This is a genomic window from Paraburkholderia sp. Tr-20389 (genome assembly GCF_017104565.1).
GTDB lineage: Bacteria > Pseudomonadota > Gammaproteobacteria > Burkholderiales > Burkholderiaceae > Paraburkholderia.
On sequence record NZ_JAAGPD010000009.1, the window covers coordinates 91,847 to 103,804 of the forward strand.

Consider the following 11,958-nt stretch of genomic DNA (forward strand, 5'->3'; position numbering starts at 1 on the left):
AGTTCAAGGCGCAGCGCTTGTGCGTGACGGGTGCGCGCGGGTCGCGTCGCGCTTTTGTTGCGGTTCTTCGTTAAACCGGCTCAGCGCTCGACTTATTCCCCCGCGATCTCGCCGACCGTGCGCCGTACCGCGCGCAGTATTTCATTCGCGAATTCCGGCTGCGCCTTCAGCGCCGCACGCGACGCCGAGATCGCGCCGATCAGCGCCGCCGAAATCGCAATCGCTTTCTCGCGGTGGTTGCCCTTCGCCTTGTGCGCGTGCAGGTGCTTTTCGAACACGGCGGACATCTTCTCGAAGCCGTCGCTGTAGCGCGCGCTGATCGCCTCATCCTGCCGGCCGATTTCGCTTGCCGTCGCGGCCAGCGCGCAGCCGTTCGCAATGTCGTCGCGTCTTTCTTCCGATAAATAGCTATCGAGCAGTTCGCTCAGAGTAGGCAAACGGCCGTCGTGCGCAGAGACCATCCGCGAGTGGCTGATTGCCAGCCCGTGCGCGAGCGCTTCGGCCGCGAGCGCTTCCTTCGACGGGAAGTGCGCGTACAGCGCGCCATGCGTGAGCCCCGCCGCCTTGCCGATTTCGGCCACGCCGACGCCGTCGATGCCGCGTTCACGGAAAAGGCGCGCGGCCGTTTCGACGAGGGCCGCGCGGTTTTGCGCCGCCTTTTCCTTGCTGACTTTCATCACTGACCTACCTTGTCCGACATACGCCAATGAAACGCGATCGCGAAAAAATGCTTGACACGCATTGATTGCGATCACTATCATTAATTTAAGATTGCAGTTGCAATTATAAGGCAGCTGCCGGCGGATGTCCGCCTCGAACCTCAACTTTTGGAGAATTGATCATGTCATTCGCAAACAAGACGGCGCTCATCACGGGCGGCAACGGCGGCATCGGTTTTGCGGCTGCGCGCATCCTGATCGAGCAGGGCGCGCGGGTCGCCATCACGGGCCGCGACCAGAAAAAGCTCGACGAAGCGGCGGCCGAACTCGGCCCGAATGCGCTGGCGATCCGCGCCGACATCAACGATCCCGCCGCCATCGACGACGTGATGAAAACGATCGCCGACAAGTTCGGCAAGCTCGATATCGTGTTCGCGAATGCGGGCGTGAGCGGTGCGACGCCCGTCGGCGAGACGACGGCGGAGAAGTTCGAGTCGATCATGCGTACCAACGTGACGTCCGTGTTCCTGACCGTGCAGGCCGCCGTGCCGCTGATGGGCGAGGGTGGCGCGATCGTGCTGAACGGTTCGGTGATGCGTCAGTTGGGCGCGCCGGGTTCGTCGGCGTATTCGGCATCGAAGGCGGCCATTTCCGGCATGGCGCGTGTGCTCGCATCGGAGCTCGTCACGCGCGGCATCCGCGTGAACACCGTGATCCCCGGCGGCACCCGCACATCGATCTGGACGCGCGGCGATCGCGAAGGCGCGACGCTCGATGCAACGGAAGCCGCGCTCAGCCCGATGATCCCGATGAACCGTTTCGCACTCGCCGAAGAAGTGGCGCAGGCGGCCGTGTTCCTCGCGTCGGATGCGGCGTCGGGCATGACGGCCGCTGAGATCGTCGTCGACGGCGGCAACACGGGTGCGCCGATGGGTGCGCCGGCGTTCCGCCGTTAAGCGTCAGCTAGCAGTACAAAGAAGAAGGGCGATGCGCCATCGCGCATCGCCCTTCGATGTTTGCAGCGGCGCGAACCGTCAGGCCATCCCCGCGACGATCGCCGCCACGATCGATCCGAGCACCAGCACGGCGCCGATCGTGCGGCGCTTGTTCAACTGCGTCCACAGCAGCACGCCCGTCAGCGACAGCAGGATCACGCCGCCCGCGAACGTGTCGATCAGCAGCACCCAGCCGATGCTGAGCCCAACGCCCTTGTGCAGATTCGTCAGTGCCGCGAGGAAGGTGTTCGCGCTACGCTTGACGGTCACATAGTCATTGCCGACCCAGTATTCGGCCTGCGTGTTTTCGTTCGGCGTGGCAAACGACACCTGCCAGTGTTCCGGCTGCACGGCCGTGCGGTCGCCCCATGCGACGGGATGCGGCGGCTCTTTCTGCATGCGTCCGGGCTTGCCTTGCACCTTGAGTTCCTGCTTCAGCCATTTCGCGAGATCGCGTGGGGTTTCGGGCGCAGGCTGCGGCAACTTCACTTGCAGCGACTCGACTTGCGGCTCGCCCGTCGATACGCGCAGCGGCCCGCCGCGATGGTTCAGCAGAAAGCCGCTGGTGCCCATCAGCAGACCGAGCGCCGCGCCCCACAGGCCGATCCAGCTATGTACCTTGCGCAGCCAGCGGATGAACGTGATGCGGCGCGAGCCGGAAGGCGGTGCGCCATTGCCGGCGCTCTTGTTCTTGCTGTCGGTGCGCGGGGGGCGATCGACGGCAATGATTTCGGGTGTGTTCACAGGTCGCTCCAGGTTGCACCTGACCTCAACCGTCGTCGACATGGCGGCGCACGCGTCGGGCCGCGAAGGCTTGCGACGCGCGTGATGCTTCGAGACGGAATGACCATCGACGGGGGGATGCGATGGCGTTGGCTGGCTGGCCGCGTCGCTTCAATGGCGCGCGCAGTGGGCTGGCTTTGCGATCAGATAAGGCTGCCTATGATTTCACGGCGTAATGAATGCCGCAATCGCCGGGCGCGATTTACAACAATGGCAATGTTTCGACAGATTACGTAAGGAGTATGCAAGCTCAGCGCACGCCGAGGCGGTAGACCGTCGTGTGGCGATAACGCGCGCCGGGCCGCAGCACGACATCTTCGGCATCGGGCATGTTCACCTGATTCGGAAACGCCCCTGTTTCAAGGCACAACGCGGCGTGCTTGCCATACGTCTTGCCGTTGCGCCCGTTGACGCCAGCGAGAAAGTTGCCCGAGTAGAACTGCATGCCTTTCGCGTCCGTCGACACCGTCAGTTCGCGTCCGCTCGCGGGATCGTAGAGCGTGGCAGCCGGTCGCACTGCGCCAGCGCCGTCGCGCAGCACGTAGCAGTGATCGAAGCCGCCTGCGCGCGCGAGTTGCGCATCGGGCCAGTCTAGGCGTGCGCCGATGGGCGCGCCCGCGCGAAAGTCGAACACGCTGCCGGCGACGTCCTTGCGTTCGATGGGGATCATCGTTTCGTCGACGGTGAAGAACGCGTCGGCATCGATCGAAATCACATGGCCGCGAATTTCCGGTGCCTCGGCGAGTGCATCGCCCGACAGGTTGAAGTACGCGTGATTCGTCAGGCTGACAGGCGTGGGCGCATCGGCGGTGGCGTCGTAGTCGATCGTGAGCGCGCCGTTGTCGTCGAGCGCATAGCGAACGGTCGCCGTCACCGCACCGGGAAAGCCGGCGTCGCCTTCGGGCGATTCATGCGACAGCACGAGCGCGCCGTCCACTTCGCGCGCCTGCCACAACGCCTTATGAAAACCGCTCGCGCCGCCGTGCAGCAGATTGTCGCCGTCGTTGCGATCGAGCTGATAGGTCACGCCGTCGAGCGTAAAGCGCGCCTGCGCAATGCGGTTCGCCCAGCGGCCGATTGTCGAGCCGAAGAACCAGCGGCTCGCGAGATAGTCGGCGGGCGTGTCGTGGCCGAGCAGCACATCGGCGACGCGGCCCGCGCGGTCGGGCGCATGCCACGAGACGAGCGTCGCGCCCAGGTCGCTGATCGCCGCGCGCATGCCGTGCGCGTTGCGCAGCGTGAACAGACGGATGTCGCCGAGGCCGGGCAACGTGCCCCAGCGTTCGACCTGGACGCTGGATGAAAGAGGGGTGTCGGTGCTTTGCATGTCGGCGAAATTCATGGCGGTCGCGGATCGAACCAGCTTAAGGCATTTGAGCGGAGGGCGCATCGGGCGCGGATTGTTCGGACTGCGCCGCTTGCAGGCGCTCTTGATACTCGCGCGGCGTGCAGTCGAGTTCGCGTCGGAACACGGCATACATGTACTGCAACGAAGTGAAGCCGCAGCGTATCGCGACCTCCGCGCTCGACATGTCCTGCTGCGCGAGCAGTTGCTTCGCGACGTCGAGCTTGTGTTTGAGGATTTCCTGATGCACGGTGCAGCCGAGTTCGCGCCGGAAGTAGTCTTCGAGCGACGAACGCGATACGCCCACGTAATCGGCGACCTGTTCCGTCTTGATGCCCTGGCAGGCGTACTGGCGGATGTAGTGACGCGCCCGCATCACATACGGGCTGGCGAGCGGCTCGTGCTTGGTCGATTCGCATACGTTGATACCGACGGGCGGCACGAGAATGCGGCGGCCTGCAAAACGCGCACCGCCCAGCATCTGATGCAGCAGGTGCGCGGCCGTGCGGCCCATTTCCTCGGTGCCTTGAATCACCGATGAAAGCGGAATGCGCGTGAGCGAACGCGTCAACGGATCGTTGTCGATGCCGATGATCGCAACCTGTTCGGGCACGGGAATCCCGCTGATCAGACACGCCTGCAATAGCTGACGCGCGCGCGCATCCGTCACCGCGATGATGCCGACGGGCTTCGGCAGGCTTTGCAGCCATTCAGTGAGTTGCACGCTTGCCTGGTGCCAAACGGGTGCGCTGGTGGGCAACCCGCGATGCACGTCGCCTTCGAGTCCGTCCGCTTTCAATAGCGCGTTGAACGCGAGTTCGCGTTCCTGCGCCCAGCGGTTCGTCGGCGATTCGGGCAGGCTGTACAGCGCGAAGCGTTGCAGCCCCGCGCCGATCAGATGCTTGTAGGCGAGCGACACGAGCTGCATGTTGTCGGTCGCGATGTACGGCAGATTCGGCGGATACGCGGATGCGTCTTCATACGATCCACCCACGGCTACGACGGGCAGAGGCGAATCGGCGAGTGCTTCGCACACGGCGGGATCGTCGAAATCGGCGATGAAGCCATCGCCTTCGAAGTGCTCGATGCCGTTGAGCCGTGCGCGGAAGTCTTCTTCGAGAAACAGATCCCATGCGACGCGCGTCGACAGCAGGTAATTGCCGATACCCGTGATGATCTCGCGGTCGTACACCTTGTTCGCATTGAAGAGCAGTGCGATCCGATGCGTGCGTTGAGCGGTGTGCTGTCGTGTCATCGAGTCTCCCGGCGCGCGCTGTTGCGCCGTTGTCTCCGTGATATCTACGCGTGCTGCGCCGCAAGGCAGCCGCACATTTAAGTGTTCTGCTTATTCTAGGCGTCACTCGCCCTGGCCCGCCAATGGATTTTTCCCGGTAACAAGAATCACCAGTCGCGCTGGCGGATTTCGCAATTGCCGCGCCAACGCACAAGCGTCAGCATGGCGTCACATCACGCACGGTTCGATGCGAGTGCATCGGCCGACACATACAGGAGACGCGCATGTCTTACTTCGAACACTTGCCCGCTGTGCGCTACGAAGGCCCGCAGACGGACAACCCGTTCGCTTATCGCCACTACGACAAGGACAAGCTGGTGCTCGGCAAGCGCATGGAAGACCATCTGCGCGTTGCCGTGTGCTACTGGCACACGTTTGGATGGCACGGCGCGGACATGTTCGGCCCCGGCACGTTCGAGCGTCCGTGGCACCGTGCCGGCGATGCGCTCGAAATGGCGCGTGCGAAGGCCGACAATGCGTTCGAACTGTTCTCGAAACTGGGTACGCCGTACTACACGTTCCATGACATCGATGTCGCGCCCGAAGGCGACAGCATCAAGAGCTACGTGAACAACGTCAAGGCGATGACGGATGTGCTCGCGCTCAAGCAGGAGCAGACGGGCATCAAGCTGTTGTGGGGCACGGCGAATCTGTTCTCGCATCCGCGCTATGCGGCGGGCGCGGCGACCAATCCGAATCCCGATGTGTTCGCGTTTGCCGCCACTCAGGTCTTTAACGCGCTCGAAGCGACGCAGCGTCTATCCGGCGCGAACTACGTGCTGTGGGGCGGACGCGAAGGCTACGAGACGCTGCTCAATACGGATCTCAAGCGCGAGCGCGAGCAGCTTGGCCTCTTCATGAGCATGGTGGTCGAGCACAAGCACAAGATGGGTTTCAAGGGCGCGCTGCTGATCGAGCCGAAGCCGCAGGAGCCGACCAAGCATCAGTACGACTACGACGTTGCGACGGTGCATGGCTTTCTCACCCAGTTCGGCTTGCAGGACGAAATTCGCGTGAACATCGAAGCGAATCACGCGACGCTCGCCGGTCACTCGTTTCATCACGAAATCGCCAATGCGTTTGCGCTCGGCATCTTCGGCAGTATCGACGCGAATCGCGGCGACGCGCAGAACGGCTGGGACACGGACCAGTTCCCAAATAGTGTGGAAGAACTGACGCTCGCGTTCTACGAGATCCTGCGCAATGGCGGCTTCACGACGGGCGGCATGAACTTCGATGCGAAGGTCCGACGTCAGAGCATCGATCCCGAAGACATCGTGCATGGCCATATCGGAGCGATCGACGTACTCGCGGTGGCGCTCGAGCGTGCTGCGCATCTGATCGAGAACGACCGGCTTGCCGCGTTCAAGCAGCAACGCTACGCGGGCTGGGACAGCGACTTCGGACGCAAGGTGCTGGCGGGCGGCTATTCGCTCGAGTCGCTGGCAAGCGATGCCGTAGCGCGGAACATCGCGCCTCGTCATGTGAGCGGACAACAGGAGCGTCTGGAGAACATCGTCAATCAGGCGATCTACTCATCCGCGAAATAACGCATCCACGCAGCACGAAAAATCGTTAGCAGCGCCGGTAGATTTCGCAATTGCTCCGCCGGCGCGCACGGCACACGCTGACGTGCAACCAAAACTGGGGCAGCTTTCGACAATCGACGCTCGCGAACAGGTATTCGCGGCGCATCCTGAGGTTAAGACGGCGGTTCGATTTCTCGCATTCGAAACCGCACGCAACCCTAAATGGAGTGAGACATGAAATCTGCAATGCGCCGTTCCGTATTGAGTTCCCTCGTTTGCGCCGCGATGGCCGCCGGCCTGACGATGATTGCGCCGCTCGCGCACGCGAGCAAGGACAAGCCCGAAATCGGCTTCTGTATCGACGATCTGCGCGTCGAGCGCTGGTCGCGCGATCGTGACTATTTCGTTGCGGCTGCGACGAAGCTCGGCGCGAAAGTTTCCGTGCAATCGGCCGATGCGAGCGAAGCGCGGCAAATCTCGCAGATCGAGAATCTGATTTCGCGCGGCGTCGATGTGATCGTGATCGTGCCGTTCAATTCGAAGACGCTCGGCAATGTCGTCGCCGAAGCGCACAAGGCGGGCATCAAGGTCGTGTCGTATGACCGCCTGATTCTCGATGCCGATGTCGACGCCTATATCTCGTTCGACAACGAGAAGGTCGGCGAACTGCAGGCGCAAGGCGTCTATAACGCGCAGCCGAAGGGCAACTACTTCCTGCTCGGCGGCGCGCCGACCGACAACAACGCGAAGATGCTGCGCGAAGGGCAGATGAAGGTGCTCAAGCCCGCGATCGATCGCGGCGATGTGAAGATCGTCGGTCAGCAGTGGGTGCCGGAATGGAGTGCCGCGACGGCGCTGCGCATCACGGAAGATGCGTTGACCGCGAACAACAACAAGATCGACGCGATCGTCGCGTCGAACGACGGTACGGCAGGCGGCGCGATTCAGGCGCTGGCCGCACAGAAGATGGCGGGCAAGGTGCCCGTGTCCGGCCAGGATGCGGATCTTGCGGCCGTCAAGCGTGTTGTAGCGGGTACGCAGACGATGACTGTCTACAAGCCGCTGAAGCTGATCGCCGGCGAAGCAGCCAAGCTCGCCGTCGATCTCGCGAAGGGCGACAAACCCGCATACAACGCGAAGTACGACAACGGCAAGAAGCAGGTCGATACCGTGCTGCTGCAACCGACACTGCTCACGAAGAGCAACGTCGACGTCGTGATCAAGGACGGCTTTTACACGCAAGCGCAACTGGCTGGCAACTGATTGCGGGCACGGGCGCTTCCTCGTCTTCATGACGGGAAAGCGCCCGCGCATCTTTCATCCATCCAGGACATTACGCATGGCACAAGCGCTTCTGGAGCTGCGCGGCATCGCCAAATCGTTTGCCGGGGTGAAGGCGCTCGACGGTATCGATCTCGTCGTCGCCCCCGGCGAATGCGTCGGACTATGCGGCGAGAACGGCGCAGGCAAATCGACGCTGATGAAGATCGTCTCCGGCGTCTATCCGCACGGCGACTGGTCGGGCGAGATTCTTTGGGACGGCAAGCCGCTCGTCGCGCAGAACATCCGCGATACCGAACGCGCGGGCATCGTCATCATCCACCAGGAACTGATGCTCGTGCCGCAACTGTCGGTGGCCGAGAACATTTTCCTCGGTAACGAAATCACGCTGCCCGGCGGTCGCATGAATTACGCGGCGATGTACCAGCGCGCCGATGAGTTATTGCGCGAACTCAACATCACCGGCATCAATGTCGCGCAGCCGGTGATGAACTACGGCGGCGGGCATCAGCAACTGATCGAAATCGCCAAGGCGCTGAACAAGCAGGCAAAGCTGCTGATACTCGACGAGCCTTCTTCATCGCTCACTGCTGCTGAGACGACAATCCTGCTCGATATCGTGCGCGATCTGAAGAAGCGCGGCGTCGCCTGCGTGTACATCTCGCACAAGCTCGACGAAGTGGAAGCCGTATGCGACACGATCACCGTGATACGCGACGGCAAGCACGTCGGCACGCAGCCGATGAAGCAGCTCACCACGGATCGCATCATCGCGATGATGGTCGGGCGCGAGATCGCGAATCTCTTTCCGCACGAGCCGCATGACATCGGCGATGTGATCTTCGAGGCACGCAACGTCACCTGCTACGACGTGACGAACACCAACCGCAAGCGCGTCGACAATGTGTCGTTCGCGTTGCGCAAGGGCGAAATACTCGGCGTGGCGGGTCTGGTCGGCGCGGGGCGCACGGAGTTGATGCAGGCGATCTTCGGCGCGTATCCGGGCATGAGCGAAGCCGAAGTGTGGATGGACGGCAAGCGCCTGAAAATCCGCGCGCCCGCCGATGCGATTTCCGCAGGCATTGCGATGGTGCCCGAAGATCGCAAGCGTCACGGCATCGTGCCGCAACTGGGCGTGGGTCACAACATCACGCTCGCGGTGCTGCAACGCTTCGCGAAGGGCGGGCGCATCGATACGGCATCCGAACTCGATACGATCAACTCGGAGATGAAGCGCCTGTCGGTGCGCGCGGCGTCGCCGATGCTGTCGATCGCGAGTCTGTCGGGCGGCAACCAGCAGAAGGCGGTGCTCACCCGCATGCTGCTCACCCATCCCTCCGTGCTGATACTCGACGAGCCGACACGCGGTGTCGATGTCGGCGCGAAGTACGAAATCTACAAGCTGATGTTCGCGCTCGCGAAGCGCGGCGTGTCGATCATCATGGTGTCGTCGGAATTGCCGGAAGTGCTCGGCGTGAGCGATCGCGTGCTCGTGATCGGCGAAGGCGAACTGCGCGGCGACTTCGTCAATGAAGGGCTCACGCAGGAACACATTCTCACGGCTGCCATCGCGACGAATCCGAAAGGCGCGAACATCCACGGCAACGACCCCACTCAACTGGCGAGCGTCGCATGACTCCTGATCTCACTTCTTCCGATAGCCAGACCAGGCACGGTACCGCGCTTGCCTCGGGGCAACGTATCAAGCTGCTGTTCGCGCGCTACAAGCTGCTCGCGTTGCTGCTGGCCGTCGCCGTCATCTGGGTGTTCTTCTCGTTCCTCACGGAAGGCGCATTCGTCACGCCGCGCAATCTGTCGAACCTGCTGCGGCAGATGTCGATCACGGGGATGCTCGCATGCGGGATGGTGTTCGTCATCATCGCGGGCGAGATCGACCTGTCCGTCGGTTCGCTGCTTGGATTGCTCGGCGGCGTCGCGGCGATACTCGACGTCACGTATCACTGGCCGCTCGCGGCAACGCTGCCCGTCGTGATGCTGCTCGGCGTGGTCGTCGGGCTCTTCAACGGGTGGTGGTCGACGTATCGGCGCGTGCCGTCGTTCATCGTCGGACTGGGCGGCATGCTCGCGTATCGCGGCGTGCTGCTCGGCATCACGGGCGGGTCGACGATCGCGCCGGTGTCCGACAATTTCGTCTTCATCGGTCAGGGCTACTTGCCGCGTATTGCGGGCGACACGCTCGCCGTCGTGCTGTTCGTGCTGCTCGCGGCGCTGACCGTGCGGCAGCGGCAAAAGCGTCAGCACTACAAGTTGAGCGTCGTGCCGGTGTGGCAGGACGCGGCGAAGATCGTCGCGGCGGGGCTGATCCTGCTCGCGTTCGTCGCGACGCTCAACCGTTACGGCGGTATTCCCGTGCCCGTGCTGCTGTTGCTTGCGCTGCTCGGCGTCTTCACGTACATCGCGACGCAGACGGTGTTCGGCCGGCGCATTTATGCCGTCGGCTCGAATCTCGAAGCGACGCGTCTGTCGGGCGTCAACACGAACCGCGTGAAGCTCGCGATCTTCGCACTGATGGGGCTGATGTGCGCATTCGGCGGCCTCATCAATACCGCCCGGCTCGCGGCGGGCTCGCCGTCGGCGGGATCGATGGGCGAACTCGATGCAATCGCGGCGTGCTTCATCGGCGGCACATCGATGCGCGGCGGTTCGGGCACCGTCTACGGCGCGTTGATCGGCGCGCTCGTGATGGCGAGCCTCGACAACGGCATGTCGATGCTCGATGTCGACTCGTACTGGCAGATGATCGTGAAGGGCGGCATTCTCGTGCTGGCCGTGTGGATCGACGTGATCTCGGGGTCCGACCGGCGGTAGCGCAGAGCGCACGGCGGTGGTGCGCTGCACCACTGCACAGCATCCGCGCGCTTCGTTGAGGCGCGCGCAGGCGCCCTGAAACGGGCGCTTTTTCCTGGTGGGCTGCAACGGCGAAAGGACGCGCGCAAAAAAATCAGAGGCGTCGCGCAGGTCATGCCCAGCAAGCGATTGCGCGGTTTTCTTCTGCGCCTTCAGGTCCCTTTCTACCCGCATCCGCTGGCCCGAAACAGGCCGATGGCATACCTATTGCGTTAATCCGTCGCGAAGCCAACGGCGGCTTCGACGTATCGACGAATTTTCGGGCACGCTCGCGACGCGAGCGGTCCCATGGGGCAACGGCGTCCCGAAGTGCAACGTGCGAGGAGCGTTCGATCCATGCGATCGGGCGACGCACATGCGCTTCGGGACGTTTTTTTTTGCGCAACCGAAACACGCGCATCGACGCGACCAGCGCTATGAACGAGCAGATCACCACGCAACGTATGGAAGTTTCCGGACAGACGATCGGCGAGCTGATCAATCTGTCGGGCCGTCAGCGGATGCTGTCGCAACGCATCGTGCTGCATGTGCTGCTTGCATCGCACGGCGATGCGGCGGCGCTGGCGGTCGTGCGCGAATGCCTCGTGACGTTCGCGTCGACGCATCGCGTGCTGGTGCATGGCGACGAGCGTCTGCCCGGCGCGTTTTCGGAGGCGTTGCAGCAGCTCTACTACGGCACGCGCAAGGCCGACGAGCGGGTGCAGCGATTCATCGCGCTCACGGATGAAACGGTGACGCGCGTCGATGCTAACGATGACGCGACAAGCGAATATGTCGATGCGCTCGTCGCACAAGCGACGCCGCTGCTCGAACTGCTGCAGGAGATCACGCTCGCGTATCAGAACGAGATGCGCGGCATCGAAGCGGCGACGCAGCGCCGTCAGTCTGCGATAGCAGAACAGCTGTCGAGCATTTCGATGCAGGCGAACATCGTCGCCTTGAACGCACGCATTTCGGCAGCACGCGCCGGCGCTTACGGACGTGAGTTCGCCGTCATCACGCAAGTGCTCGCCGACATCATCAAGGAGATGGACGCGCTCATTTATAGCGTCGTCGATCGCGGCGCGGACGAGCCGGCTTCGCGCCGCGATGTGTCGCGCAAGGCGTCGCATGGAGCAGCGCAATTGTCCTCACGCCCGCACGTCACCGCACGCAGTACCCAACGCATATCCCCTTAGTTCTTCTTTGTTTGCCGGACCCACGC

Annotated in this window: 10 protein-coding genes; 6 read left to right on the forward strand and 4 right to left on the reverse strand. The window is 62.9% G+C overall.

Features of this window, described 5'->3' with window-relative positions; genetic code table 11:
- Window positions 1-92: 92 nt before the first annotated feature.
- Entirely contained in the window at window positions 93-761 is a 669-nt protein-coding gene (locus G3N95_RS13090) for a TetR/AcrR family transcriptional regulator (RefSeq protein WP_241018466.1), read from the reverse strand.
- Window positions 762-841: 80 nt separating this feature from the next.
- On the opposite strand from G3N95_RS13090, the gene G3N95_RS13095 reads away from it, so the two are divergent.
- The gene (locus G3N95_RS13095; RefSeq protein ID WP_205970416.1) at window positions 842-1,615 is read left to right on the forward strand and encodes an SDR family oxidoreductase; all 774 of its coding nucleotides are present in this window, start codon (window positions 842-844) and stop codon (window positions 1,613-1,615) included.
- Between the two features lie 78 nt (window positions 1,616-1,693).
- On the opposite strand, the gene G3N95_RS13100 is transcribed toward G3N95_RS13095, so the two are convergent.
- The 3 genes from G3N95_RS13100 to G3N95_RS13110 form a co-directional block, all read right to left on the reverse strand.
- The gene (locus G3N95_RS13100; RefSeq protein WP_205970417.1) at window positions 1,694-2,398 is read right to left on the reverse strand and encodes a PepSY-associated TM helix domain-containing protein; all 705 of its coding nucleotides are present in this window, start codon (window positions 2,396-2,398) and stop codon (window positions 1,694-1,696) included.
- A 289-nt stretch (window positions 2,399-2,687) separates the two neighbouring features.
- Window positions 2,688-3,779, reverse strand: a complete 1,092-nt coding sequence (locus G3N95_RS13105) for an aldose epimerase family protein (RefSeq protein ID WP_205970418.1) — start codon at window positions 3,777-3,779, stop codon at window positions 2,688-2,690.
- 22 nt (window positions 3,780-3,801) lie between these two features.
- Window positions 3,802-5,037 (reverse strand): DNA-binding transcriptional regulator, encoded by a 1,236-nt coding sequence (locus G3N95_RS13110; protein ID WP_205970419.1) that lies wholly within the window; start codon window positions 5,035-5,037, stop codon window positions 3,802-3,804.
- Window positions 5,038-5,300: 263 nt separating this feature from the next.
- Here G3N95_RS13110 and xylA point away from each other — a divergent pair, with 263 nt between their 5' ends.
- The 5 genes from xylA (at window position 5,301) to G3N95_RS13135 (ending at window position 11,932) form a co-directional block, all read left to right on the forward strand.
- Window positions 5,301-6,626, forward strand: coding sequence for a xylose isomerase (gene xylA, locus G3N95_RS13115; protein WP_205970420.1), 1,326 nt, complete (start codon window positions 5,301-5,303; stop codon window positions 6,624-6,626).
- A 213-nt stretch (window positions 6,627-6,839) separates the two neighbouring features.
- Window positions 6,840-7,868: a D-xylose ABC transporter substrate-binding protein gene (gene xylF, locus G3N95_RS13120; protein WP_205970421.1), complete on the forward strand. Its 1,029-nt coding sequence runs from the start codon at window positions 6,840-6,842 to the stop codon at window positions 7,866-7,868.
- A 76-nt stretch (window positions 7,869-7,944) separates the two neighbouring features.
- Window positions 7,945-9,522 carry a D-xylose ABC transporter ATP-binding protein gene (xylG, locus tag G3N95_RS13125; RefSeq protein ID WP_205970422.1) on the forward strand — a complete coding sequence of 526 codons (1,578 nt, stop codon included), beginning with the start codon at window positions 7,945-7,947 and terminating at the stop codon, window positions 9,520-9,522.
- Window positions 9,519-10,715 carry a sugar ABC transporter permease gene (locus tag G3N95_RS13130; protein WP_205970423.1) on the forward strand — a complete coding sequence of 399 codons (1,197 nt, stop codon included), beginning with the start codon at window positions 9,519-9,521 and terminating at the stop codon, window positions 10,713-10,715. Before xylG ends, G3N95_RS13130 begins: the two co-directional genes overlap by 4 nt.
- 455 nt (window positions 10,716-11,170) lie before the next feature.
- A complete protein-coding gene (locus G3N95_RS13135; protein ID WP_205970424.1) occupies window positions 11,171-11,932 on the forward strand; it encodes a type IV pili methyl-accepting chemotaxis transducer N-terminal domain-containing protein in 762 nt (253 codons plus the stop codon).
- Window positions 11,933-11,958 lie beyond the last annotated feature (26 nt).

Excerpts from the sequence above, each read along its gene's own strand:
- G3N95_RS13090 (WP_241018466.1), bottom strand. The coding sequence starts at position 761 with ATGATAGTGATCGCAATCAATGCGTGTCAAGCATTTTTTCGCGATCGC.
- G3N95_RS13095 (WP_205970416.1), top strand. The coding sequence starts at position 842 with ATGTCATTCGCAAACAAGACGGCGCTCATCACGGGCGGCAACGGCGGC.
- G3N95_RS13105 (WP_205970418.1), bottom strand. The coding sequence starts at position 3,779 with ATGAATTTCGCCGACATGCAAAGCACCGACACCCCTCTTTCATCCAGC.
- G3N95_RS13110 (WP_205970419.1), bottom strand. The coding sequence starts at position 5,037 with ATGACACGACAGCACACCGCTCAACGCACGCATCGGATCGCACTGCTC.
- xylA (WP_205970420.1), top strand. The coding sequence starts at position 5,301 with ATGTCTTACTTCGAACACTTGCCCGCTGTGCGCTACGAAGGCCCGCAG.
- xylF (WP_205970421.1), top strand. The coding sequence starts at position 6,840 with ATGAAATCTGCAATGCGCCGTTCCGTATTGAGTTCCCTCGTTTGCGCC.
- xylG (WP_205970422.1), top strand. The coding sequence starts at position 7,945 with ATGGCACAAGCGCTTCTGGAGCTGCGCGGCATCGCCAAATCGTTTGCC.
- G3N95_RS13130 (WP_205970423.1), top strand. The coding sequence starts at position 9,519 with ATGACTCCTGATCTCACTTCTTCCGATAGCCAGACCAGGCACGGTACC.
- G3N95_RS13135 (WP_205970424.1), top strand. The coding sequence starts at position 11,171 with ATGAACGAGCAGATCACCACGCAACGTATGGAAGTTTCCGGACAGACG.